21 protein-coding genes and 2 tRNA genes are annotated in these 24,118 nt (G+C 42.8%); 10 read left to right on the top strand and 13 right to left on the bottom strand.

Going from position 1 to position 24,118, the window contains the following annotated elements; translation table 11 throughout:
- The first annotated feature begins 70 nt into the window (after nt 1-70).
- The 3 genes from VR862_RS13865 to VR862_RS13855 all read left to right on the top strand — a co-directional run bounded on the left by VR862_RS13865 (nt 71) and on the right by VR862_RS13855 (nt 1,629).
- Nucleotides 71-310 (top strand): hypothetical protein, encoded by a 240-nt coding sequence (locus VR862_RS13865; RefSeq protein ID WP_324721597.1) that lies wholly within the window; start codon nt 71-73, stop codon nt 308-310.
- Nucleotides 311-386: 76 nt separating this feature from the next.
- The gene (locus VR862_RS13860) at nt 387-629 is read left to right on the top strand and encodes a hypothetical protein (RefSeq protein ID WP_324721596.1); all 243 of its coding nucleotides are present in this window, start codon (nt 387-389) and stop codon (nt 627-629) included.
- Between the two features lie 187 nt (nt 630-816).
- Nucleotides 817-1,629 (top strand): glycerophosphodiester phosphodiesterase family protein, encoded by an 813-nt coding sequence (locus VR862_RS13855; RefSeq protein WP_324721595.1) that lies wholly within the window; start codon nt 817-819, stop codon nt 1,627-1,629.
- Between the two features lie 5 nt (nt 1,630-1,634).
- On the opposite strand, the gene VR862_RS13850 is transcribed toward VR862_RS13855, so the two are convergent.
- From VR862_RS13850 to mutS, 4 genes are all read right to left on the bottom strand, one after another.
- On the bottom strand, nt 1,635-2,012 hold the full coding sequence (locus tag VR862_RS13850; protein ID WP_324721594.1) for a response regulator: 378 nt from the start codon (nt 2,010-2,012) through the stop codon (nt 1,635-1,637).
- A gap of 433 nt (nt 2,013-2,445) precedes the next feature.
- Nucleotides 2,446-2,531: transfer RNA gene (locus VR862_RS13845), tRNA-Leu, on the bottom strand.
- Between the two features lie 50 nt (nt 2,532-2,581).
- Nucleotides 2,582-2,654, bottom strand: a tRNA-Gly gene (locus VR862_RS13840).
- Nucleotides 2,655-2,771: 117 nt separating this feature from the next.
- Nucleotides 2,772-5,357, bottom strand: a complete 2,586-nt coding sequence (gene mutS / locus VR862_RS13835; RefSeq protein WP_416384506.1) for a DNA mismatch repair protein MutS — start codon at nt 5,355-5,357, stop codon at nt 2,772-2,774.
- 401 nt (nt 5,358-5,758) lie between these two features.
- On the opposite strand from mutS, the gene VR862_RS13830 reads away from it, so the two are divergent.
- Nucleotides 5,759-6,310, top strand: a complete 552-nt coding sequence (locus VR862_RS13830) for an RNA methyltransferase (protein WP_324721591.1) — start codon at nt 5,759-5,761, stop codon at nt 6,308-6,310.
- A 9-nt stretch (nt 6,311-6,319) separates the two neighbouring features.
- Here VR862_RS13830 and VR862_RS13825 read toward each other — a convergent pair whose 3' ends face one another.
- On the bottom strand, nt 6,320-7,426 hold the full coding sequence (locus VR862_RS13825) for a hypothetical protein (RefSeq protein WP_324721590.1): 1,107 nt from the start codon (nt 7,424-7,426) through the stop codon (nt 6,320-6,322).
- Nucleotides 7,427-7,475: 49 nt separating this feature from the next.
- Nucleotides 7,476-8,597: a 2-amino-4-hydroxy-6-hydroxymethyldihydropteridine diphosphokinase gene (gene folK, locus VR862_RS13820; protein WP_324721589.1), complete on the bottom strand. Its 1,122-nt coding sequence runs from the start codon at nt 8,595-8,597 to the stop codon at nt 7,476-7,478.
- A gap of 167 nt (nt 8,598-8,764) precedes the next feature.
- Between folK and VR862_RS13815 the strand changes: the two genes are divergently transcribed.
- The gene (locus tag VR862_RS13815) at nt 8,765-11,410 is read left to right on the top strand and encodes an AsmA-like C-terminal region-containing protein (protein ID WP_324721588.1); all 2,646 of its coding nucleotides are present in this window, start codon (nt 8,765-8,767) and stop codon (nt 11,408-11,410) included.
- Here the strand turns inward: VR862_RS13815 and VR862_RS13810 are convergent, their stop codons facing one another.
- Nucleotides 11,411-12,205 carry a DUF2797 domain-containing protein gene (locus tag VR862_RS13810; protein WP_324721587.1) on the bottom strand — a complete coding sequence of 265 codons (795 nt, stop codon included), beginning with the start codon at nt 12,203-12,205 and terminating at the stop codon, nt 11,411-11,413.
- Between the two features lie 106 nt (nt 12,206-12,311).
- Between VR862_RS13810 and VR862_RS13805 the strand changes: the two genes are divergently transcribed.
- Nucleotides 12,312-13,829 carry a GH3 auxin-responsive promoter family protein gene (locus VR862_RS13805; protein WP_324721586.1) on the top strand — a complete coding sequence of 506 codons (1,518 nt, stop codon included), beginning with the start codon at nt 12,312-12,314 and terminating at the stop codon, nt 13,827-13,829.
- Between the two features lie 396 nt (nt 13,830-14,225).
- On the opposite strand, the gene hemL is transcribed toward VR862_RS13805, so the two are convergent.
- The 4 genes from hemL to VR862_RS13785 all read right to left on the bottom strand — a co-directional run bounded on the left by hemL (nt 14,226) and on the right by VR862_RS13785 (nt 17,630).
- Nucleotides 14,226-15,515 carry a glutamate-1-semialdehyde 2,1-aminomutase gene (gene hemL, locus VR862_RS13800; protein ID WP_324721585.1) on the bottom strand — a complete coding sequence of 430 codons (1,290 nt, stop codon included), beginning with the start codon at nt 15,513-15,515 and terminating at the stop codon, nt 14,226-14,228.
- A gap of 9 nt (nt 15,516-15,524) precedes the next feature.
- Entirely contained in the window at nt 15,525-16,187 is a 663-nt protein-coding gene (locus tag VR862_RS13795; protein WP_324721584.1) for a glucosaminidase domain-containing protein, read from the bottom strand.
- A 154-nt stretch (nt 16,188-16,341) separates the two neighbouring features.
- On the bottom strand, nt 16,342-17,268 hold the full coding sequence (locus VR862_RS13790; protein ID WP_324721582.1) for a 1-aminocyclopropane-1-carboxylate deaminase/D-cysteine desulfhydrase: 927 nt from the start codon (nt 17,266-17,268) through the stop codon (nt 16,342-16,344).
- A 35-nt stretch (nt 17,269-17,303) separates the two neighbouring features.
- The gene (locus VR862_RS13785) at nt 17,304-17,630 is read right to left on the bottom strand and encodes a hypothetical protein (RefSeq protein WP_324721581.1); all 327 of its coding nucleotides are present in this window, start codon (nt 17,628-17,630) and stop codon (nt 17,304-17,306) included.
- Between the two features lie 33 nt (nt 17,631-17,663).
- Between VR862_RS13785 and VR862_RS13780 the strand changes: the two genes are divergently transcribed.
- From VR862_RS13780 to VR862_RS13765, 4 genes are all read left to right on the top strand, one after another.
- Nucleotides 17,664-17,837, top strand: coding sequence for a C1orf53 family protein (locus tag VR862_RS13780; protein WP_324721580.1), 174 nt, complete (start codon nt 17,664-17,666; stop codon nt 17,835-17,837).
- 7 nt (nt 17,838-17,844) lie between these two features.
- The gene (hutU, locus tag VR862_RS13775) at nt 17,845-19,890 is read left to right on the top strand and encodes a urocanate hydratase (protein WP_324721579.1); all 2,046 of its coding nucleotides are present in this window, start codon (nt 17,845-17,847) and stop codon (nt 19,888-19,890) included.
- Nucleotides 19,891-19,909: 19 nt separating this feature from the next.
- Nucleotides 19,910-20,446 carry a DUF4136 domain-containing protein gene (locus tag VR862_RS13770; protein ID WP_324721578.1) on the top strand — a complete coding sequence of 179 codons (537 nt, stop codon included), beginning with the start codon at nt 19,910-19,912 and terminating at the stop codon, nt 20,444-20,446.
- Nucleotides 20,447-20,587: 141 nt separating this feature from the next.
- Nucleotides 20,588-22,345 carry an aromatic amino acid hydroxylase gene (locus tag VR862_RS13765; RefSeq protein WP_324721576.1) on the top strand — a complete coding sequence of 586 codons (1,758 nt, stop codon included), beginning with the start codon at nt 20,588-20,590 and terminating at the stop codon, nt 22,343-22,345.
- Here VR862_RS13765 and VR862_RS13760 read toward each other — a convergent pair whose 3' ends face one another.
- On the bottom strand, nt 22,346-22,960 hold the full coding sequence (locus VR862_RS13760) for a DUF4230 domain-containing protein (protein ID WP_324721575.1): 615 nt from the start codon (nt 22,958-22,960) through the stop codon (nt 22,346-22,348). It lies immediately after the preceding gene.
- 56 nt (nt 22,961-23,016) lie between these two features.
- Nucleotides 23,017-23,955 carry a GSCFA domain-containing protein gene (locus VR862_RS13755; RefSeq protein WP_324721574.1) on the bottom strand — a complete coding sequence of 313 codons (939 nt, stop codon included), beginning with the start codon at nt 23,953-23,955 and terminating at the stop codon, nt 23,017-23,019.
- Nucleotides 23,956-24,118 lie beyond the last annotated feature (163 nt).

The raw sequence follows: 24,118 nt of genomic DNA, 5'->3' as shown, positions 1-24,118 counted from the left end.
TTTATTCAATCACTGCTTTGCATATATAAAAAATAGTTTAAATTTGTTTCAACTAATTAAACATACTAACATGAAAAAATTATTTTTAGGATTACTTGTTGCTGCATTTACTCTTTCTATCTACTCTTGTAGAGAAACTACTGAGGAAAATGTAGAAGCTGAAATGGAAGAAGTAGAAACTGATTTTGAAGAGGCTGGAGAAGACATCGAGTCTGGTCTTGAAGAAACTGGAGAAGAAATAGAGCAGGCTGGAGAACAGACTGAAGAGGAAATTGAAGAAGAAGTGAACGAAACTGATGATATGCAGTAGTTCTTTCTTTTTTAAAGGAATCTAAAGCCATAAGTTCTGACTTATGGCTTTTTTTGAATTTTAAAAACAAGATGTTATGAAAAAAGTAGTTTTTGGTTTATTCGTTATCGGTATCTCTTTCACCACCTACTCCTGCAGGGAAAGTACTGAGGAAAAGACCGAGGAAGCCGTTGAAGCTATAGGGGAAGACATAAAGGATAATACCCGTCGTGCCGCCGATAAGGTAGAAAAGGGCGCCGAAAAACTGGAACGTGAGATCGATGAGGAAATTCACGAGACCGACGATCAGATCCATCATGAAGAAATAGAGGATCAATAGACTTTCTTCTTATACAATCTTTTAAGGCCGTTCTTTCCGAACGGCTTTTTTCGTGTTTAAAAATAGAATATATTAGGTTTGATAGAATCAAATCAAGGAAATGCGATCAACTTTGTTTCTTTTTATACCCTTATTCGTGTCTTCCTGCCTGGGTTCCAAAAAGGTGAGTCTAAATCCCTCTTTTAAGGTGATAGGACACCGAGGACATGTTTCTCATTTTCCTGAAAATAGTCTTGAAGGTTTTAAAAGTGCTGTTTCCCTTGGAGTGAACGCCCTGGAAATGGATCTGGTAATCTCTGCCGACAAACAAGTCGTTATTTCCCACGAGCCTTATATGGCAGCTGCTTCAGTTTTAACCCCGCAGAATAAAAGGATCAGCAAGTCAGCAGAGAAAAGCTACGACCTCTATGGCATGCCATACGACAGCATCAGGCAGTATAAGACCGGACTACTAAAGAGCCGAAAGTTCAGGAATCAAATGAAAGTAGAGACCTTTAAACCTCTTTTAGCTGAAGTTTTAGAACAGGTGGAGAGGCATCGCAAAGACCAAGACCTACCTCAAATTGACTACTTTCTGGAAGTAAAGTCCAACCCTTCGCATTATGGGATTTTTCAACCTTACCCCCGGGAATTTGCAGAACTTCTTATGGGAGTTATTAAGGAACATGAAATAGAAAAACAGGTGGTGATACAATCTTTTGATGCAGAATTTCTGAATGCCTTTAATAGTAGATATCCTGAAATTAGAACCTCGGTACTTGTTTACAGGACACCCTGGAGGGAGAAACTTGAACAGCTCAATTTCAAGCCAGACATTATTGGTCCGTATTTTAAACAATTGAATAGAATAGAGCAGGTAGAGGAATTACATGCACAAGGATTTGAGGTCATTCCCTGGACCGTAAACAGTAAAGGAAAGATCAGAAAAATGTTGAAATTGGGAGTGGATGGAATAATATCCGACTATCCCGAAAGACTATTAAATATTCGGGAGCAATAGAACCTCTAGTGTTCTTCTGTTTTCGCCAGAATTTCTTCAATTTTTGCCACCAGATCCTCCATCTCGAATGGCTTGGCTATAAAATCATTCGCGCCTGCTTCCCTGCACTTTTTTCCGGCATCGTGTAAAGCCGACATCATTAAAACCGGAGTTTCACTAGTTTGCGGATTCTTCCTTAGTTTGGCACAAACATCAGTTCCATTAACTCCCGAAATGAGCATATCCAGCATAACCAGGTCAACGTCTTTCTCTACGATGAGCTTTTCAGTTTCCTCGGGCTGTGGAGTAACCGTAACCTCATATTCATAGAACTCAAGAAGGGTCTTGAGCATTTCTCCAATTCCGGAGTCATCGTCAACTACTAGGATCTTCTTTTTACTCATTCTGTTGCAGGTATCTTTTATCAAACTTGTCGACAGGTTCCCTGGATTTATCACCCATTAAAGGATCTGGTTTGTCTTCAAATAAATAATCTTAATGGAGAAGGGCTAAAATAAACTTTTCAAAAAGCTATTTTCTAAAAGAAATCTCAAAATTTACACCAGCCCTGCAGAAAAATGAATTGATGAAACTTAGGAGGTATATTTTACAACTACATATACGGCCAGCACAACACTAAAAAGGAGCAATAGTGTACGCCAGATCTTGTAAGACTGATTTAACATGGTAAAGGATTTTCTGAAGGTAAAATAAGGGATAATGAGCACAAGAGCTATAGGGGAAATCCCCTATTTAATTCCCCGGCACCTTCCCTTGCCTTCGTAATAGATTAAAAACAAAAAACCCTCTAAACCAATAAGATAAAGAGGGCTTCTGTACTCGGAGCGGGACTTGAACCCGCACGAACATTGCTGTTCATTGGATTTTAAGTCCAACGTGTCTACCAATTCCACCATCCGAGCATTCCAAACTAAAAACCCCGAAGAACCGGGGTTTCTAATTCTGGTTTCAGAGCGAAAAACGGGATTCGAACCCGCGACCTCCACCTTGGCAAGGTGGCGCTCTACCAACTGAGCTATTTTCGCATTTAAAAGAACATCTCCCGTTGCTGAGAGTATTGCGGTGCAAATTTAATATATTTCTGAAACTGGCAAAGCTATTTTTCAAAAAAACACAGGCCTTTTGCTATTCCTTTTTTCTCCTTAAACGCCTGCCTTTTGCCCCTTGCCCAGCATCCTTTTTATCTCATTCAGCTTCATTAAAGCTTCCACCGGGGTAAGGGTGTTGATATCTAAATGAAGGATTTCTTCCTTAAGCTCTTCCAGAATAGGATCATCCAGATTGAAAAAGCTAAGCTGCATGTCGTCTTCTGCCGATTTCTTAAGTGTGCCCGACTTCTCTTTCATCCCGTGGGACTCCTCCAGTTTTTCCAGGATCTTATTAGCCCTTCTTAAAACCTGTTGCGGCATACCCGCCATTCGGGCGACGTGTATCCCAAAACTGTGTTCACTGCCTCCCGGCACCAGTTTTCTCAAAAAGAGCACATTATCCTTGAGTTCCTTTACAGATACATTGTAATTTTTAATACGCCCAAAGGTGTCCCCCATATCATTCAACTCGTGGTAATGGGTGGCAAACAAGGTCTTTGCCCGCGCGGGGTGCTCATGCAGGTATTCGGTAATTGCCCAGGCAATGGAAATCCCATCATAGGTGCTTGTACCCCGGCCAATCTCGTCCAGTAAAACAAGACTTCTTTCTGAAAGATTGTTAAGTATGCTTGCAGTCTCGTTCATTTCCACCATAAACGTGGATTCCCCCATAGAAATATTGTCGCTCGCCCCTACCCTTGTGAAGATCTTGTCTACCAGCCCTATCTTTACAGCTTCAGCCGGCACAAAGCTTCCCATCTGCGCCATGAGAACTATTAAAGCAGTCTGTCTTAGAATGGCCGACTTACCACTCATGTTAGGTCCGGTGATCATAATGATCTGTTGGCTTTCCCTATTGAGATATAAATCATTGGCAACGTAGGATTCGGAAAGCGGCAACTGCTTTTCGATCACGGGGTGACGACCGTTAATGATCTCCAGTTCGTGAGAGTCATCAATTTCGGGCTTGCAGTAGTTTTCTGAAATAGCCTGCTGTGCAAAAGAGCACAGACAATCCAACTGACCTATGAGAAGGGCGTTTTGTTGTACCGGCTGAATATAATCTGCTATCCAGGCTACCAGTTCTCCAAAGATCTCCTGTTCCAGTTGCAGGATCTTCTCTTCGGCACCCAGGATCTTTGCCTCATATTCCTTGAGTTCCTGCGTTATATAGCGTTCGGCATTTACCAGGGTTTGCTTTCTTACCCATTCTTCTGGAACTTTATTTTTGTGCGTATTTCTTACCTCGATATAATACCCAAAGACATTGTTGCTGCCAATTTTAAGGGAAGAGATCCCGGTAGCTGCACTTTCTCTCTCAATTAGTTTATCAAGGTAATCCTTGCCCGAAAATGCTATTTTTCGCAGCTCATCTAGTTCCGGAGAAAATCCTTCAGCCACGGTTTTGCCCTTCAGGATATTTACGGGCGCATCTTCACACAAGGTTCCTTTGATCTTGTTCCGCAGTAGATCACAACTTTGAAGGTTATCGCCCATTACTTTCAAGGCTTCTTCGGAAGAGGAAGTAGACAGGGCTTTAACAGGAATCACCGCCTCCAGAGAATTCTTCAGCTGTACAACTTCCCGCGGACAAACCTTGCCTGTTGCGACCTTGGAAATCAAGCGTTCCAAATCACTTATCTTTTTGATGTGGGATCTTATCTCTTGAAGTGTATCAGGGTTTCCTGCCAGATATTCCACAATCTGGTGGCGCTTCTTTATCTTATCGGCATTTTTAAGAGGTAGCGCCAACCAGCGCTTCAGCATTCTCCCACCCATGGGAGAGATGGTCTTGTCAATTACATCGAGAAGGGTGACAGCATTTTGAGCATTGGAAGTATAAAGCTCCAGATTGCGGATTGTAAACCTGTCCATCCACACATATTCCTCTTCTGCAATACGGGTAAGCCCGGTAATGTGTTGCAATCGGTGATGCTGTGTCTCTCCCAGATAATAAAGTACCGCGCCTGCTGCAATAATACCTTCCTCCAGGTGCTCCACTCCAAACCCTTTGAGAGACTTGGTTCTGAAATGGGTATTTAGGTTCTCATAAGCATAATCGAGCTTATACACCCAATCTTCCAGAAAAAAAACGTGGTGATCCTCCCCAAATTCTTTAAAGAAATCCTTTTTCTTCTGTTTGGGCACTAAGATTTCGCTGGGATTGAAATTTTGAAGTAATTTATCGATATACTCTGCCGAGCCTTCGGCAGTTAAGAATTCTCCTGTAGAGACATCCAAAAACGAGATCCCGTAAGACCTTTTTCCAAACTGTACCGAACACAGAAAATTGTTCGTTTTACTTTGGAGCACCTCATCATTCATAGCTACTCCCGGGGTTACCAGCTCGGTCACTCCCCGCTTGACGATCTTTTTTGTAAGCTTGGGATCTTCCAGTTGATCACATATGGCTACCCGCTCCCCTGCTTTTACCAGTTTTGGCAAATAAGTGTTAAGCGAGTGATGCGGAAAACCGGCAAGTTCACTGCGTTCACTTCCGTTATTGCGATTGGTAAGCACAATATTTAATATACGTGCAGCTTTTACGGCGTCCTCTCCAAAAGTCTCATAAAAATCCCCAACTCTAAAGAGCAACATGGCATCGGGATATTTCTTCTTGATGCTGTTGTACTGCTGCATTAATGGAGTGATCTTCTTTTCTGATTTTCCTGACACGGTGCTCGATTTTTTGCTGAGGGCTAAAATATAGATTCTCTTCCTTTAAAGATAATCTTCCCCTTTCTGATTTTCAAACTTTTATTCACAACTAAAAATGGATAATAATAAAGACTTCTGAAGAATTTCATTATCCCAGAAGCCATATGCCTTAAGGAATCTTTTATAAGAATAATCCTACTTAAGTATCTGATGATCAAAAAAGTATATTGTGCATTTCATCGATTTTTTCTTGCATTTAATCTGATTTAGTACTTTATTTGCTATAATATCGCTGTGGATATCTATAACTAGTTTAATAGATGACCCTGCTTAAAAGCCACTCCTCCCCAAGAGTGGCTTTTTAATTTTTCTATTTTTGCCCTATGGAAAACCGGAAGCTAAAGAACAGCGAACTCGACAGAAAATCTACGGAAGAATTTAAAGCTGCTGAAAAGACCCCGATAATTGTCATTTTGGACAATGTTAGGAGCCTAAACAACATAGGATCTATTTTTCGTACGGCCGATGCCTTCCTTATTGAAAAGGTTTGGCTTTGCGGGATCACTGCTACTCCGCCGCATAAGGATATTCAGAAAACGGCACTGGGCGCGACAGAAACTGTAGAATGGGAATACGCAGAGGATGCTCTGGAACTGGTAAAAAGACTCCAGGAGGAAAAAACAAGGGTCTATGCTGTAGAACAGGCCGAAAATGCCAACTTTCTCAACAAGTTTACTCCTCAAAAAGGGGAAAAATATGCTGTGATCTTTGGAAATGAAGTTAAAGGAGTGCAGCAAGAAATAGTTTCAAACAGCGACGGAGTCCTTGAAATACCTCAGCTAGGCAGCAAACATTCTCTCAACATTGCAGTGAGTGCGGGAGTGGTACTGTGGGATCTTTTTACCAAAATTACAGACCTTCAGAGTAAGATCTAGCCAAATTGATTAAAAAGAAAAACCTGCACTTAGATACACACCAGAAGAACCGGGAGAAATTTCAGTTACCAAATAATTTGAACCCACTCGAATTTTCAAACCTGCACCGGCCACAAGGGTAGGTGCAACAACATACTCGGTGTCGGTTCCCTGGATAGCTTCAAATTCTATGAAGTAGTCGTCGAGCTTTCCAACTCCCACACCTCCTCCGGCGTAGATGTAAGGTCTTATGGTACCTGGGGAACTCTGGAACATTAAACCAATAGGAATGAAACTAAGAACCTGCCTTTTATAATTAAGATGTCCTTTATAAAAATATTGGGTGGGAATTGAAACTTCCTTTTTCTCACGATAGGTATAAAAGACACCACTTATATAAGAAAAGGTGTTTGTTCTTTCTACAGCTGTTCTGGTCTGTATAACCGCAGCCCTTATCCTGGATTGCTCCTGAAAGGAAGGCCCGCTAACTGCTGTCCCTCCTAAAAGGATATATTCCCTTTCCTTTTTTTCTTTGTAGCTTCTGGTTTCATAAGCATCTGAAAACTCTTGGTTATGCAAGGAAATATCTTTACGGATCTTGTCTTCGGTATACCTTATCTTCTTCTGCTCAAATTCCTCTCCTTTAACGTCACCCAATAACCTTAGATAATCGCGATCCTCCTGGGAAAAATCCCTTCCGTCCACAGTAGTCATCTTCTTCTTTGGACGTGTGAGATGAACGGTATCATGAGTGGCCCGATTAATTAGAAACATATCCGGCTTGCGGTTCTTACCTTTTCGCCAAATAAGCACATCAATCTTACCCTTTTCCACCTCTTTGGCAAAAATTACTTTTTCTTGTTCTGAAACTATATCAGTAAATTTAAAGGTTCGGAATGTTCGGCCGTAATCGAACCCAAATCCTGAAATATCCCGGGGATTGAATTCCTTACTTTCCGAATCGCTGCTACTCCGGAACTCTATTTCATGGACAAGATCATTATCCACCTGCTCCTTAATCATTCCCTGAACAGTATCATTATCAAAGGTAATAATATAGCCGGGTTCAAATTCCTGAGCGTGTATTTGCTGAAGGGATATTAGGAAAAGTAATACAAGAGGTAAAGTAGGTTTCATGAAAGAGGCAATTAGTTCTTAGTTTTTGGATTTATGGTTAAAGACATAGCTAGACTTTAAATATCTCTTCAAGCAACATCAAATAATCTTCCCTCCTTTTCACAAAATCAAGTTCCGATATATCAATAATCTTTACGTTTAGCCCTGGCTGCGACTTTATAAAAGAGAGATAGCTGCGGTTAATATTCGCGAGGTAATCGGCTTCAATATTCTGCTCATATTCCCTTCCCCGCTTTTTGATGTTCTGCAAAAGCCGGTCGGTGTTTTGATAGAGATACACGTAAAGGTCCGGCTTTACCAGCTCCTTGTACATAAGATGAAAAAGCTTCTGGTAAAGCAAATATTCATCCTCATGGAGAGTGATCTTTGCAAAGATCAGCGACTTGAAGACGTCGTAATCTGAAATGACAAAATCCTTGAAAAGGTCGTACTGCGCCAGGTCATCGGAGAGCTGCTGATACCTGTCGGCCAAAAATGACATTTCCAGGGGAAATGCGTACCGCGACTGATCTTCGTAGAACTTCGGAAGAAAAGGATTATCCTTAAAGCGTTCCAGGATAAGCTTCGCATTGAAATCCTGGGAAACCATCGTGGCAAAACTGGTCTTTCCGGCACCAATATTTCCTTCTACGGCGATATAATTAAACCCTGAAAAGGAAAATTTCTTCGGAAGTTGTAATTTGTCAGAGCTAAGCTGAAGCCCGTTTTTATCTACGGCCTCAAAAAGTGTCTTTACTCTTACATTTCTGAGAGGGTGCTTAACTTCCGCAGCAATATCGGCAAGCGGTGCCAATACAAAGTTGCGCAAGTGCATTGCAGGATGTGGAACAGTGAGCTGTTCAGAAGTGAGTATCTCCTCTTCTACAAGGAGGAGGTCAAGATCAATAGGACGATTGTGGTAGCCACCCGGTTTTCTCTGCCTACCCATGATCTTTTCGATCTCCAGCAATTGGGTTAGGATCTTGTGAGGCTTGAACCTGCTGCTAACGGCTATACATGCGTTTAAAAACGGATTACCTTCAAATCCCATGGCAGGTGTTTCATACACCTTTGAAACTGCCAGTACTTCTCCGGTCTTTTGCTGGATCTTTTGAATCGCCTGCTGTAAAAAATTAATTCTGGCACCCTCGTTGCTTCCTAGTGCTATATAAACAGTTTTTAAAGGGTTCAAGGGAGTTTAAGAAAATTTTAGTAAGACGAGATCAAGTATTTCACAGCAAATTAAATAAAACAAAAGCACATACCCTTAACTTTGTTTTAAAGAGTTTCAACAAATTTAATCCTGCGGGATCATTGGTCTAAAGCAGATCTTTAGCAGAACAATATAAAACACTAAACATGAAAAAGTTTCTCAAAATATTTGGAATCGTGCTGGGAGTTATCTTGCTCCTGCTATTCCTAACTCCTTTTCTGTTTGAAAAACAGTTAAAAGACCTGGTGCAGGAAACGATCAATAAGAATGTGAACGCTACAGTTACCTTTGAGGACATTGATCTTAGCATTTTCAGGAATTTTCCCGACGCCACCCTGGCTATACAAAATCTAAAGATCATTAATAATGCACCTTTTGAAGGAGATACTCTTGCCTTGAGTGAGGAGATCGTTCTGCAAATGTCAATAAGGGAGTTATTTAAGGGAGGTGATGAGCCAAAAAAAATTGATGCACTAAGAATAGAAGATACTTTTATGAATATAAAAGTTGATTCCCTCGGGAACAACAATTATGACATCGCGATCCAGGATTCTGTCTCCACTACCACTTCAGGGGGTGGTGGTTTTAGTTTTGATGTAGATCACTACGAGATCAACAATTCAAAGATAAAATACGTGGACGAGGGTTCGAAAATCAATTTACTAGTGGAAGATCTTAATCATGAAGGAAACGGGGATTTTTCAGCAGAAACCTCTACCCTCAGCACCTATTCTACTGCCCTTGTGAGTTTCACAATGGACAGCGTGAATTACCTGAATCGAAATAAGCTTAAACTGGATGCCGACTTCAAAATGGACCTCCAAAATATGCGGTATACCTTCCTTGAGAATGAAGCCCTTATTAATCAGCTGCCCCTAACTTTTGACGGTTACGTTCAGGTCAACGAGAATAATAATGAAGTGGATATCAGCTTTAAAACTCCTACCTCCTCCTTCAAAAATTTCCTGGCTGTTATGCCTGCTGAATATTCAAAAAACATTGAAAATGTAGAGACCAGGGGAGATTTTATTGTGGATGGCTATATCCGCGGAATTGTGGATGAAACCTACATTCCTAAGATGCAGATCAATGTAGCTTCCAACAATGCAGCCTTTAAATATCCCGACCTTCCTAAAGCAGTCGAAGACATTAGCATTGCAGCAGTATTAAAGAACGAAACCGGCTTAGCGGAGGATACTTATATCGACATCAACAAGCTTAACTTCCGGATAGATCAGGATGCTTTTAGTGCCAACGGAAGTATTAAAAATCTCACCGGAAATATGTTGGTGAACATGGCACTCAAAGGCACTATCAACCTGGCAAATATTACAAGAGCTTATCCTCTTGAGCTGGAGCAGGATTTAAACGGGATCGTTACTGCCGATGTAACTACAAGCTTTGATATGAATTCGGTAGAGAATGAACAGTATCAAAACGTCAAGAGCAGCGGAACAGCAACTATAAGAGATTTTAGTTATACTTCACCCGAGATCCCGAATGAAGTAAAGCTTGCCACTGCCCGACTCCAGTTCAATCCCGCGACTGTGAACCTTGAAAATACGACCCTCACCACAGGCCAAACAGATCTTGCGGTGAATGGAACGCTACAAAACCTGATGGGCTATTTGTTCACCGACCAGAAACTGAAAGGAAATTTCACGGTTACCTCTAAGACCTTTTCGGTTAACGACTTTATGGTAAAAGAAACTGCGGAAGAGGGAGTTGCCTCCCAAACCACTACTGCCGAAGTTGCGGGGGACGAAGCCATTAAAATTCCGCCATTTTTGGATGCCAATATTGATTTCACAGCCAATCGTGTACTTTATGATAACCTGGTACTGGAGAACACCCGCGGAAGTCTAAGGATCGTCGACGAAACAGCCAGCCTGTCAAACGTCTCTTCCAGCATATTTGATGGAAATATTCTTCTCAACGGGCTGGTCTCTACCAGGGAAGCCATTCCGAATTTCGCTATGCAGCTGGAGTTACGATCCATTGATATTGCCGGTGCATTTAAAGATATGGAACTCTTGAGAAACCTGGCACCCATCGCACAGGCACTGCAGGGAGAACTAACCACGAACATCGATTTGCGGGGAAACCTCAATGATGATCTTACTCCGCAACTGCAAACGCTTGCAGGTAACGCCCTGGCCGAGATCATTGGTGCAAGGGTGAATCCGGAACAAACTCCTTTACTGGCTCAACTTGACCAGCGACTTAATTTTATAGATCTCAGTAATCTCAACTTAAAAGATCTGGAAACCAGGCTCACTTTTAATAATGGACGGGTAGAGGTGCAGCCGTTTGATTTCAATATTAAAGGTATTAAAGGTAGAGCTTCCGGCGCACATGGATTTGATATGGATATGAATTACAATGTTGCTCTTGATATTCCGGCGAAGTATTTAGGAAGTCAGGTAGGTAATACGCTGGCCCGCCTCAGCGCACAGGAGCAGGAAAATATGACTGTCGCTCTCCCTGTAAATATTACCGGTAGCTTTGGCAGTCCTAATATCAACCTCAACATGCAGCAGGCGGTTAACAACCTCACCCAGCAGATCATCGCAACACAAAAGGACGAACTAAAAGAAAAAGGCCGCGGCGTACTTCAGGATATTATTACGGGAGGCCAAAGAAAAGATACTACAGCGGGCAAAGTCCCGTCCCAAAATGATTCTATAGCTAAAAAGAATCCTAATGAGGCCGTGAAAGAAACAGCCAGGGACATTCTTGGCGGACTTCTTGGAGGTGCTAAAAAGAAAAAGGATACGACTAAAAATCAGTAGTTATTGTAGGGATAAGGTGACGTTAAAGCCTTCGTGCTTCCTTACGTTAAAGACCATTCCGTCTTCAAAGATGAGATACTGGCCCTTAATTCCTTTTAGAACTCCCTCGTAAAATGGCATTTTTGCGAGGTTAAGAGTTTTGCATTTTGCAGGGTAAGAGATCACCGGAAATTCTATTTCCAGCTCTTTTGAATTCGCCAGATAATAATCCTGAACCTCTACAGGCAGGTACTGCCTCATATCTTCTCTAATGGCGACCAGATCAAGATCCTTCAGGTCATTGGTGAGCATGCTTCGCCAATTGGTTTTGTCAGAAATATGCTCCTTAAGTGCTACTTCGGTAATTCCCGCCAGATAGCGGTTTGGCACTTCAACAACCTCAATAGCTTCATGCGCTCCCTGGTCTATCCAGCGGGTAGGAATCTCACTTTTTCGGGTCACCCCTACCTTCACATTACTTGAGTTGGCCAGATAGACCACGTGTGGTTGCAGTTGGGCAGCCTTTTCGAATTCCAGATCCCTGTCTTCTTCGTTGAGATGGGCCTTGCTCAATTCGGGTCTTATCACCCACTCCCCGTTCTGTGGAAGTTCCATAAAACAATTATAGCATACCCCGTTGGCGAAAACCTTCTTTTTTTTATGACAATTAGTACACTCGTAATTGAGAAAATTAATCGAGATCTTTTTTTCCAGTACCTGATTCACGTTTAAAAAATCCTGCTCAAAAATGAGGTAATATTGAACCGTTTCTGCAAGTTCAGTTTTCATTTTTCGAAGCACACCCTGATATGTCATAAAAAGAAGAATTTTATCCCTATCTTATTTTTTTGTCAGCAATAAGAATAGTTTTAATTTTAACCGGTTACTACCCGATTTGAAGGGCTCAAAGATAATAAGAAAAATGCCAATTCCGTTAGTACATTCAGTAGCTTCCTGGTTCCTCAAGAAGCGTATCCATCAAATGGAATTGTTCATCAAATACCCTCATGAGGTACAGCATGAGCTTCTAAAAAAACTTCTTAATAAGGCTAAAGACACCGAGGTAGGTCTGCAATATGGATTTGCTTCCATGGGCTCTTATGAAGATTTTGCATCCCGGGTTCCTATTCAGCAATATGAAGATTTTGAGCCGCAAATTGAGCGCAGCCGTCGTGGAGAAGTGAATATCTTTTGGCCCACAGCTATTAAATGGTTTGCCAAATCCAGTGGCACAACAAATGCCAAGAGCAAATTTATTCCTGTAAGCGATGAATCCTTGGAAAAGTGCCACTATGCAGCAGGGAAGGATATGCTGTGCATGTACCTCAACAACAATCCCGACTCCCAACTCTTCAGCGGAAAAAGCCTGCGGCTTGGGGGCAGTAAAGAGCTTTACTGCCGCAACGGGACTCAGTTCGGAGACCTTTCAGCAATATTGATAGACAACATGCCTTTTTGGGCAGAATACAGCAGTACTCCCAGCAACGAAGTTTCCCTAATGAGCAATTGGGAAGTAAAAATGCCTGCCATTGTAAAGGAAACCATAAACGAGAACGTTACCAGCCTGGCCGGGGTACCTTCCTGGATGCTGGTCCTTCTCAACAAAACCCTCGAAGAAGCAGGCAGGGAGAACCTTTTTGAGATCTGGCCGAACCTTGAGGTGTACTTTCACGGCGGAGTAAATTTCCTGCCCTATGCAGATCAATACCGAAAGATCCTGCCTTCCAGCAGTTTCAGGTATTTTGAGATCTATAATGCTTCGGAAGGATTTTTTGCCATTCAGGATTCAAATGACTCCAAGGAACTTCTGCTGATGCTGGACTACGGAGTCTTCTACGAGTTCATACCGATGGATAGTTACGGTACTCCTGAGGAGAAAGTCATTCCGCTTTCTGAAGTTGAAGAAGGAAAGAATTATGCTGTTGTGATCACTACCAATGCCGGGCTATGGCGTTACAAGATTGGAGACACCGTACGCTTTACCTCCCTTGACCCCTACCGCATCAAGATCACCGGAAGGACAAAACATCACATTAACGTGTTTGGGGAAGAGCTCATCATAGAAAATGCCGATGAAGCATTAAAAAGAGCTGCTCATCAAACAGATTCTGAAATTGTGGATTACACGGCAGCCCCTGTCTTTATGCAGGACAAGGAAAAAGGTGCACATGAATGGGTGATAGAATTTAAAACTCCGCCGCAGGACTTCAACTTCTTTATTGAGTGCCTGGACAACCACTTGCAAAGCATCAACAGTGACTATGAAGCCAAGCGCTTCAACAATATGACCCTTAATGCACCCAAAGTACACTGTGCCAGAAAAAATCTCTTTTATGACTGGCTCAAGAAGAATGATAAACTCGGAGGGCAGCACAAGATCCCGAGACTCTCAAATAAACGTTGTTATGTGGAGGAGTTACTGGATATGAACGGGAGTTAGAGGATAGACCTTAGGCGGTAGACTATAGACTGTAGACTGTAGACTGTAGACTGTAGACTAGACTGTAGACTGTAGACTAGACTGTAGACTGTAGACTGTAGACTAGACTGTAGACGGTAGACTGTAGTTGGTTCGTTCAACCCATCATAATTTAGATCTTAAAAGATTTCAAAACTTGTTTTTATAAAGCTCCAGAGGCGCGAAATGTTTAGAGAACGCCATTACCCAAGGTGTATGAGCTCCGGAGGAGCGATATATTTTTTTACCCAACAAATTCAAGGGATCATTGAGAGTCATTGCAGAGAATTGAAATGACGGGAGTAGATAGACCTAAAAATGAAAAAATCTCACAGGTTTCGAAAACCTGTGAGATTTGAAGTTAATGACTGAATATTTCTATAAACTCTTCGAAACCTGATGCACGGCTTCAATGGTCGCGTCAAGATCTTTATACGACAGCGCATCTGTAATGAACCAGGTCTCAAAAGCACTGGGTGCAATGTAAATGCAGTGGTTGAGCAAACCGTGAAAGAATTTATTGAATGTACCGGTAGAGGCAGATCTTGCTGAAGATTCAAAATCATTCACCGGTTCTTCTCCAAAATGCACTGAGATCATTGAGCCCTGTCGGTTTATGGTGTGTGCGACCTTATTTCGGTTAAGAACATTCTGCAGACCTTTGTGCAGATAACCTGTTTTTTCCTCCAGGCGGTTGTAGATCTCACTGTCGTTGTTTAACTCCTCCAACATCGCAAGTCCCGCAGCCATCGCCAGCGGATTTCCACTTAAGGTTCCCGCCTGGTAAACCGGTCCGCTTGGTGCGAGGTGATCCATGATCTCATTACGGGCGGCAAAAGCTCCAACCGGGAGTCCGCCGCCAATTACTTTTCCAAAGCAAACAATATCGGCATTCACGCCGTACATTTCCTGGGCACCCCCTTTCGCCAGTCGGAATCCCGTCATTACCTCATCAAAAACCAGCAAAACATCGTGCTTATCACAAAGTTGTCGAAGCCCTTCCAAAAATCCCTTTTTTGGAGGGATACATCCCATGTTTCCTGCTACAGGTTCGAGAATAATGCACGCCACCTCCCCTTTATTAGCTTCCAAAAGCTGCTCTACATTTTCGAGGTCGTTATATTTAGCGAGCAATGTATCCTGTGCAGTTCCTTTTGTCACCCCCGGACTATTCGGAGTTCCAAAAGTGACTGCCCCACTCCCGGCCTGGATAAGAAAGGAATCACTATGCCCGTGGTAACAGCCTGCGAATTTTATAATCTTGTCACGGTTCTTGAAACCTCTTGCCAAACGAACTGCACTCATGGTAGCCTCGGTACCCGAGTTCACCATTCTTATCTTGTCAATATTAGGGACCATGGATACGGCAAGCTCGGCCACTGTAGTTTCCAGTTGCGTAGGCGTTCCAAAAGAAGTTCCTTTTTTAGCTCTTTCCACCACGGCATTTACCACCGGCTCATGAGCATGTCCCAGGATGAGCGGCCCCCAGGAATTGATATAATCAATATATTTATTTCCGTCTTCGTCGAACAGGTAAGCCCCCCTCGCTTCTTTTATAAAAATAGGCTCTCCACCAACGGCGCTAAATGCCCGCACAGGAGAATTCACTCCGCCGGGAATAACTTTTTTAGCTGCAGTGAAAAGTTCGCTGCTTCTTTTATAGATCATAATATGGTTTTAAGGTGTCACTAAAAGTTTCTGACCAATGCCAATATTAGTGCCTTGCAGGTTATTGATTTTTTGTAGTTGCTCAACCGTCAGGTTGTGTCTTTTCGCTATGGAGTACAAGGTATCCCCTTTTTGCACAGTATATGCCCGCGCACCATAATTTGATGATGCACTGGAGTCTGAATAGGCCACCACTTCTTTTGCAGGAGCATCTCCGTCATACAAATAAAGTTGATATCTCTCAATAAGGCTGATCAATTTTTCAGGATACTTTCTGTCGGTAGCGTATCCAGCAGCCCGAAGGCCATGCGCCCAACCTTTGTAGTCTTTAATATCCAGCTCAAAAAGGGCAGCATAACGCTTTCTTTCAGTGAGGAAAAGCGAATGGTCGCGATAGGAGTATTTTGGGTCGTTATATTTTCTGAAGCATTCCTGGGAACGGTCATCATCGTGATACACAGTACCACCCGTCCAGCCGTGACATTTGATCCCAAAATGATTATTGGCCCTGCGGGTAAGGTCTCCTTCGCCGGCGCCCGATTCTAATATTCCCTGAGCCAAAGTGATACTGGCCGGAATTTTGTATAACTTCATTTCCTCCTGAGCCAGGGGAGCGTAAAGCTGAATATATCTTGAAACTTTATCTGTATAAGTCGTGGGTGTGGATGACATTTTAGGCTGAGAAACTTTATTTCCCCGGGGCCTTTTTTCAGTCCTTCGTTCTTTACTGGCCACCTCAGCTTTTCTGGTGGTCTTTTTACTTGTGCCGCAGGATACGGTGAAGATCAGGAGAAATAGGGTAAAAATTTTCAGTGCAACTCTCATCTTACGTCAAAATTGGGGGTAAATTTCTCATTTTTAACACCTTGTTCATACCGGAAATTCCCTGAAGGCCACCCGTATGAATGGCTAAAATACGAGTATTTTTAGAAAAATATTCTTTTTCAGCCAGATCAAAGATACCGTACATCATTTTTCCGGTGTAGACAGGATCGAGCTGTATTCCATATTCCTTTCTGAAGCTATTTATGAAGTCGATCAAAGTCTTATTCACCTTAGCATAACCGCCAAAATGATAATCTGGTATAATTCTCCAGTTATTTTTTTTGCTGAAATGTTCAACCTCAGTTTTCAAAAAATCACCTTTTAGAGCCGGAAATCCCAGCACCTGCTGATGGGAAGCCGAGGTATTGATAAGTCCGCTGATGGTTCCTCCCGTGCCTACTGCACATGCGATCACGTCAAAGTTTTCGTCTTCATGGGTAAGGATTTCTTCACAACCTTTTACAGCCTGGTCATTGGTTCCGCCTTCGGGGACCAGGTAAAAATCTCCGAATTTCTTCCGCAGCCCTTCAATAAATGCTTCAGTATTCTTGTTCCGGTATTCACTTCGGCTTACAAATTGAAGTGCCATCCCGCATTCATGTGCAAACCTGAGCGTATCATTCTCCTGCAGGGTTTTTTCAAGATCCTTTGCAAGCTCCTCCCCTCTAATAACACCAATGCTCCTAAAACCCGCAATCTTCCCTGCGGCTGCCGTTGCAGCTATATGATTTGAAAATGCTCCTCCAAAGGTGAGCAGCATATTCCTTTTTTGAGAAGCTGCTTTTGCTATGTTGTACTTGAGCTTCCGGAATTTGTTGCCCGAAACTTCGGGATGCAGCAAGTTTTCCCTTTTCAGATAGATCTTTGCTCCGCCTACTTCAGCAATAAATTGATTGGGGATAACCGGTTGTTCTTCAAATAATTTCATGTGACGGCACAAAGCTACCTACTTCCAAAGAGAATCTAAAGGTAATTGAGGAAATTCCAGAAAGGCCGCCTTTCCCGGTACCCAAGGTTCCTTTCATTCGCATATGCCTCCCGCTCGAAACAGATCCTGTTATAAGCCTTGTACGAGTCGCCATACTTTAGAAGCCTGATGAAATATTCGAAAAAGTACCACACAAAAAAGAAGATAAGCAGCAGCTCAACCTGCTGTTTTAGGTGGATGCGCTCGTGGTTCATAAAGACAGCATCTTCTTTAAGTTCTGCCCGCTTCACTACAATGAAAGGCCATAGCACCACTCCGTCAAAGTGTTTCGCGAGAAGAAACTTATTTACCACCACAAACATGAGGACAAGATAAGAAAATGCTATTTTTGTAATATGAGTTTTTTCAGGAAAAAAATTGAGCTCGAAGAGGGCGACTATTATCTTACTCCCGAAGGTTACCGCTGCTTTACCGAACAATACCATCTCAAAAGAGGTTACTGCTGTCAAAGTGGTTGTCGCCATTGCCCTTATGGGTTCAACCAGAAAACCAACCAACAGAAAAAATAGACCAGATATGGACTTTAAAAATGCCATTTTAGAAGGTATTCCCAATAAGTTACCGGCTGCAAAAGCATACGATCCACAAATAAATCACGCCCCAAAACGCAAGGATATTCTTTCTCCGGATGAAAAAAAACTGGCCCTGAGAAACGCCTTGAGGTATTTTAATAAAGAACATCATAAAGAGCTGCTTCCCGAATTTCGACATGAGCTTGAGACCTATGGCCGGATCTATATGTACCGCCTGCGTCCCGACTATGAAATGTATGCCCGGTCAATTTCCGAATACCCGGGAAAATGTAAGCAGGCAAAGGCAATCATGCTCATGATCCAGAACAACCTGGACCCCACGGTAGCTCAGCATCCGCATGAGTTGATCACCTATGGTGGTAACGGAGCGGTTTTTCAAAACTGGGCACAATACCGGCTGGTTATGAAATACCTGGCCGAAATGACCGGGGAACAAACACTGGTCATGAACTCGGGCCACCCGCTGGGGCTTTTTCCTTCGCATAAAGATGCGCCCCGTGTAGTAGTGACCAATGGTATGATGATCCCAAATTATTCAAAGCAGGACGACTGGGAGAAATTCAATGCGCTGGGAGTGACCCAATATGGGCAGATGACCGCCGGCAGCTATATGTATATTGGTCCGCAGGGAATAGTTCACGGCACCACGATCACAGTACTCAACGCCTTGCGAAAAATAGCAAAAAACTCTCCCTCTTTTCGGGGAAGGGGGCCCGGAGAGGGGTCTGTATTTGTGACTTCAGGCCTTGGAGGCATGAGTGGCGCCCAGCCTAAAGCCGGAAACATTGCAGGATGTATCACCGTTTGTGCCGAGGTAAATCCTAAAGCCGTTCACACCCGGCATACTCAAGGTTGGGTAGATGAAGTTGTCGAAGATCTTGATGAATTGACTGAAAAAGTTAATCAGGCAAAAGCTGAAGGAAAAGCCATTTCCTTTGCTTATTTGGGGAATGTGGTAGACGTATGGGAGAAATTTGACCGGGAGAACATTCATATTGACCTGGGCAGCGACCAAACCTCACTACACAATCCCTGGGCCGGTGGCTATTACCCGGTAGACCTAACTTTTGAGGAAGCCAACGAGATGATGAGCAAAGATCCCGAAGGTTTTAAAGATAAGGTAAGAGAAAGCCTGCGCCGGCAGACTGAAGCTATTAACCACCATTCCAAAAAAGGCACTTACTTCTTTGACTACGGAAATGCATTTTTACTTGAAGCTTCAAGGGCAGGAGCAAAAATTTACAAGGATGAGGAGGGAAATTTTGTTAGCGGAACTTCCGCCGGAGAAGATAGAGAATTCGCCTACCCCAGCTACGTACAGGATATCATGGGACCTATGTGTTTCGATTACGGCTTCGGACCTTTTCGCTGGGTATGTGCTTCAGGAAAAGAAGAAGATCTCGAGCGAACAGATGAAATTGCGCGGGAAGTGCTTGAGAAATTAGAAAAAGAAGCCCCCGAGGAGATTCAGCAGCAAATGCAGGATAATATCAAATGGATAGAAGGTGCGCGCGCCAATAAACTGGTAGTAGGATCACAGGCCCGCATCCTTTATGCCGATGCCGAAGGGCGAATCGAAATAGCGAGAGCTTTCAACAAGGCTATTGAAAAAGGGGAAATAGGACCAGTAATTTTGGGAAGAGATCATCACGATGTTTCGGGTACCGATTCTCCATACCGTGAAACCTCCAATATCTACGATGGATCCCGCTATACGGCCGATATGGCCATTCAAAATGTAATTGGGGACAGCTTTAGAGGCGCTACCTGGGTGAGCATACACAACGGTGGCGGAGTTGGTTGGGGAGAAGTGATCAACGGCGGATTCGGTATGGTTCTTGAGGGTAATAAAGAGTCGGAGAGGCGACTCAGCTCTATGTTATTTTGGGATGTAAACAACGGGATCGCTCGCCGGTCCTGGGCTCGTAACCACGGAGCCTTATTTGCCATTAAAAGGGCAATGCAGGCAGAGCCCCTTCTAAAGGTTACTATACCCAACATGGTCGATGACCTTCTACTGGACAATTAACCTATAAAAACTTAAACGTATGAGAGCGATTAAAATTACCTCGGTACTCGTCCTGTTTGTACTGGTCATGACTTCCTGTAACACAGTTCGGGTAGCAACAGATTACGACAGGGAAGCAAATTTTGCACAGTATCAAACCTATGCTTTTTTTAAACCCGGAATTGACAAAGCTGAAATTTCTGACCTGGACAAGAAAAGGATCTTGAGAGCAATAGATCAGGAAATGCAGGAAAAAGGTTTTACCAAGTCCGATAATCCCGATCTACTGGTGAGTATCTTTACAAAAACTAAAGAGAACATTAATATTTACAACAATCCTTACGGCTACGGTTATGGCTGGGGTTGGCATCCATGGTATTGGGGTGCAGGTTATAACACTGTGAATTCTACAACCGAAGGCACCTTATATATTGATCTGGTGGATGCAGGAGAGAAAGAACTGGTTTGGCAGGGAATGGGAACCGCAGCCCTTTCCAACAAAGTGGAACATAAACAGGAGAGGATCAACAAAATCGTTGAGGAGATCCTTGAAAAATATCCCCCTTCATTGAATTAGATTGTAGTCCCCCGACTGAAGCCGCTAGTAATGAAAATTGTAGCGGCTTTTTTATTTCCTCTCAGGCTATACTGAAGAAAATCAAAGCTTTACAATGTCCATAATTTTGTATCTTTAAAACCTGTTCATTACCTATTAGCTATGGAACAAGAATTTGAATCTAATGAGATCATCGACAGGCTTCCGGCACACCTGAAGCAGTTTATAAAACCACAGAATTATGAGGATTACACGCCTATAAATCAGGCGGTGTGGAGATACGTAATGAGGAAAAATGTGGATTACCTGAGTAAGGTAGCCCACTCCTCTTATCTCGATGGTTTGAAACAAACCGGGATCTCCATAGATCACATTCCAAACATGTATGGAATGAACAGGATCCTCAAGGAAATTGGCTGGGCTGCAGTTGCAGTTGACGGGTTTATTCCGCCGGCAGCTTTTATGGAATTTCAGGCATTTAATGTCTTGGTTATTGCCAGTGATATCAGGCAGCTCGAACATATAGAATACACTCCGGCGCCCGACATTATCCACGAAGGCGCAGGCCACGCTCCAATTATTGCCAATCCTGAGTATGCAGAATACCTCCGGCGATTTGGAGAAATAGGCTGCAAAGCTATTTCCAGCGCCAAGGATTACGAGATCTATGAAGCTATTCGTCACCTGTCCATTATCAAAGAAGCCGAAGACACTCCTCAAGAGGAGATCGAAGCGGCGGAAAAAAGAGTGGACGAACTGCAGAATGACCTTCGGGAACAAAGTGAAATGGCCCAGATACGAAACCTGCACTGGTGGACCGTAGAATATGGACTTATAGGCACGGTAGAAAACCCGAAGATCTATGGCGCGGGGCTCCTTTCTTCTATTGGAGAAAGCGCCTGGTGCATGACCGATAAAGTGAAGAAGATCCCTTACACCATTGATGCGGCCCAACAGGAATTTGACATTACCAAACCTCAGCCTCAGCTATACGTAACTCCCGATTTCGCTCACCTAAGCCTTGTGCTGGAAGAATTTGCAAATAAAATGGCATTGCGTATTGGAGGGCTGGAAGGACTGCAAAAGCTCATTGCATCAAAAAATATTGGCACCATTGAATTGAGTACGGGAATACAGATTTCCGGGAACTTTAGCCGTGTGATCGAACATGAAGGAAAACCTATTTATTTCCAAACCACCGGCGAAACAGCTCTGGCAGCGAGAGAAAAAGAACTTGTGGGGCATGGAAAAGCAAATCATCCCGATGGTTTTGGCTCTCCCGTGGGTAAATTAAAAGGAATAAACCTTGCAATTGAAGATATGAGCCCCAGGGATCTCAGGGCGTATGATATCTACGAAGGGGAGCAAGTGAGCTTTGAATTTGAAGGAGGCGTAAAAGTTGAAGGGGAGATCATCACCGGAACGAGGAACCTGCAAGGAAAAGTCATTCTTATCAGCTTAAAAAATTGTACTGTAACCTTTAAAGATGAGGTGTTATTTAAACCCGAATGGGGGAATTATGACATGGCCATTGGTAAAGAGATCATTTCTGCCTTTGCAGGCCCTGCAGATGCCAAATCCTTTAATCTCATCACACACACGCCTTCTTCGACGACTATTAAGAGCAAAAAGACGCCAGAGCGTGAAGAACTGGAATCCCTCTATGAATCTGTTCGCAATATAAGGGAAGGCAAAAACACCAAATTTTCCCTGCAAGCGGCTTTTGATCTGGTTAAGAAATACCATCAAAAAGATTGGCTGCTCTCTGTCGAAATTTTTGAGCTCGCACATGGTAATGATGAAAAACTGGCTCGTGAAGTAGCAGAATATCTGGATGATGTAAAAAGACGCAGACCTGAGGTTGCCCATCTCATTGATAACGGACTCGAACTGGCAAAACCTTCCCTGGTTACAGGCTAATTAAAGCTTTAACTCCTGCATTTCACGGGCTGCACCAAACTCCTCGTCATTATAAGTCAGGGTCCAGCCAAGAGTATTTGTGAGGATATAGATCTTTTGCAGCTCGCTTATCAGCCGGTTTTTGGCGTTTGATTTTAGCGTCGAGTTTTCCACCTTTTCCCGCATCGACCTGTTAATGCGCTGCTTTATCTTGTTGTAATCTTCGGCAGTGAATTGATTGAGGTAATCCTGTGTGATGTCGTAATATTTTATGTCGGGATAAATATTGATCTCCTCCTTGGGAATATGTGTGATACGAACTGTTTTATTTTCAACATCTACTTCTGTTTGCAGCTTACTCAGATCGTAAGCCACCGTAGCCTTTGCATTGACGATAATAAGCGCCCTTTTCCGGGCTGGAAGCACGTCTAAAAATCTATTTTTGGTATCCTTATAGGTGTAGACCTGTGAAAAAGTACCCTCGGTTACCACAAGCTTACCAACATTCTTGATTTGCTGCTGAATCATAGCAGTACTCTCCTCCAGGCGATCTCTTTCCGCATCTCTGTTCTCGCAGTAGCGAAAAGTCAAAAAGATGATCAAAACCACCAGAGCACCAACTAGATATTTCTTCATGTGTCTAAAATACGAATAAGAAGGAGGCTTTTTTTGAAGAAAATGTGAAGATTAGTTTAGAACCTTATTTGCGGCACTTCTTTTTCTAACTTATTTATCTTTTGCTGAAGATCTTTCCTGAATTTCTGATGTGCTTCGGAAGTTTCATTAAATGGTCGATGTAAAAGCCCTTTTTGAATGGTATCTACTTGTTTCATTATTGCTGAAACTTCTGAAGCTATCCAGGCCTCCCGGAATTTCTCCCAGATGTAATCTACAGCTGTGGAATTTGGGTGAATCATATCTTCAGCATAGAACCTGTAGTCCCTAAGCTCATCCATCATGATCTCATAAGACGGAAAGTAGGAGCACTTTTCTTCGGAAGCTACAATTTCCTGAATTGCAGTGATCAATTTGGCCTTGCTCAGCTGATTTTCCACAAAACCATCTTTGAGATGCCGAACAGGGGAAACTGTAAAAATGATTTCAGCTGAAGGATTCAGGCCCCTCACAATTTCAGAGGTCTCAAAAAGGGCATTTTTAACCTCCGTTATTTCTTTGCTAAACTTTGCCTGTGGCAATTTGTGGCAATTCGCTACCACCTCACCTGTTTCTTTTAACCTGTAGCCCCAGGCCGTCCCCGGAGTGATGACCACGTGCGTGGCCGAGCTCAAGAATTCGTAGGTTTCCTGTATAGAAGAATTTAATTTTACAAGAATATCCTTTTTATCCCCTGAATTAAGGTCGGAATGTCCTTCGTAGCACTTCCAGGTTTCATTGTGGAAGAAAATATCGGCTTCAGTAAAAACATGCCGTTCTTTTACCCTTTTCAGGAAGTTATTGATAGCAGCGGGATGAAATAAAATCCCGAATGGATTAAGCAGGTTTGGAAATTTGAAATATTCCAGCTTCTTTCCAATATTCTCCACAAAACAGGATCCCAAAAGCAGCACTTTTGAGGAGTAACCAATTTTTGGTTCTCGGGGTGTTATGGGAATTTGAGTGCGGAATTCCATTTTGATATTTTCGAGACCTGCAAGGTTTGGGAAACCTTGTAGGTCTAATTTTTTTTGTTAACAAGCAGAACCCTTCCAAGATTTAGAACCCTCGTATGTTTGAATTGTGAGGATCTTTTCAAAGATAAGCTATACAAAAAGAAATAATCTTACTTACTTGAAT

It is taken from the genome of Salinimicrobium aquimaris, assembly GCF_035607535.1.
Lineage (GTDB): Bacteria > Bacteroidota > Bacteroidia > Flavobacteriales > Flavobacteriaceae > Salinimicrobium.
Note: the sequence above shows the minus strand (reverse complement) of the source record. Positions and strands in the feature narration are given on the sequence as shown.

What these genes read in the sequence shown, in the direction of transcription:
- VR862_RS13865 (WP_324721597.1), top strand. Translation starts at nt 71, where the DNA reads ATGAAAAAATTATTTTTAGGATTACTTGTTGCTGCATTTACTCTTTCT.
- VR862_RS13860 (WP_324721596.1), top strand. Translation starts at nt 387, where the DNA reads ATGAAAAAAGTAGTTTTTGGTTTATTCGTTATCGGTATCTCTTTCACC.
- VR862_RS13850 (WP_324721594.1), bottom strand. Translation starts at nt 2,012, where the DNA reads ATGAGTAAAAAGAAGATCCTAGTAGTTGACGATGACTCCGGAATTGGA.
- mutS (WP_416384506.1), bottom strand. Translation starts at nt 5,357, where the DNA reads ATGCAGCAGTACAACAGCATCAAGAAGAAATATCCCGATGCCATGTTG.
- VR862_RS13830 (WP_324721591.1), top strand. Translation starts at nt 5,759, where the DNA reads ATGGAAAACCGGAAGCTAAAGAACAGCGAACTCGACAGAAAATCTACG.
- VR862_RS13825 (WP_324721590.1), bottom strand. Translation starts at nt 7,426, where the DNA reads ATGAAACCTACTTTACCTCTTGTATTACTTTTCCTAATATCCCTTCAG.
- VR862_RS13815 (WP_324721588.1), top strand. Translation starts at nt 8,765, where the DNA reads ATGAAAAAGTTTCTCAAAATATTTGGAATCGTGCTGGGAGTTATCTTG.
- VR862_RS13810 (WP_324721587.1), bottom strand. Translation starts at nt 12,205, where the DNA reads ATGACATATCAGGGTGTGCTTCGAAAAATGAAAACTGAACTTGCAGAA.
- VR862_RS13805 (WP_324721586.1), top strand. Translation starts at nt 12,312, where the DNA reads ATGCCAATTCCGTTAGTACATTCAGTAGCTTCCTGGTTCCTCAAGAAG.
- hemL (WP_324721585.1), bottom strand. Translation starts at nt 15,515, where the DNA reads ATGATCTATAAAAGAAGCAGCGAACTTTTCACTGCAGCTAAAAAAGTT.
- VR862_RS13795 (WP_324721584.1), bottom strand. Translation starts at nt 16,187, where the DNA reads ATGTCATCCACACCCACGACTTATACAGATAAAGTTTCAAGATATATT.
- VR862_RS13790 (WP_324721582.1), bottom strand. Translation starts at nt 17,268, where the DNA reads ATGAAATTATTTGAAGAACAACCGGTTATCCCCAATCAATTTATTGCT.
- VR862_RS13785 (WP_324721581.1), bottom strand. Translation starts at nt 17,630, where the DNA reads ATGTTTGTGGTGGTAAATAAGTTTCTTCTCGCGAAACACTTTGACGGA.
- VR862_RS13780 (WP_324721580.1), top strand. Translation starts at nt 17,664, where the DNA reads ATGAGTTTTTTCAGGAAAAAAATTGAGCTCGAAGAGGGCGACTATTAT.
- hutU (WP_324721579.1), top strand. Translation starts at nt 17,845, where the DNA reads ATGGACTTTAAAAATGCCATTTTAGAAGGTATTCCCAATAAGTTACCG.
- VR862_RS13770 (WP_324721578.1), top strand. Translation starts at nt 19,910, where the DNA reads ATGAGAGCGATTAAAATTACCTCGGTACTCGTCCTGTTTGTACTGGTC.
- VR862_RS13765 (WP_324721576.1), top strand. Translation starts at nt 20,588, where the DNA reads ATGGAACAAGAATTTGAATCTAATGAGATCATCGACAGGCTTCCGGCA.
- VR862_RS13760 (WP_324721575.1), bottom strand. Translation starts at nt 22,960, where the DNA reads ATGAAGAAATATCTAGTTGGTGCTCTGGTGGTTTTGATCATCTTTTTG.
- VR862_RS13755 (WP_324721574.1), bottom strand. Translation starts at nt 23,955, where the DNA reads ATGGAATTCCGCACTCAAATTCCCATAACACCCCGAGAACCAAAAATT.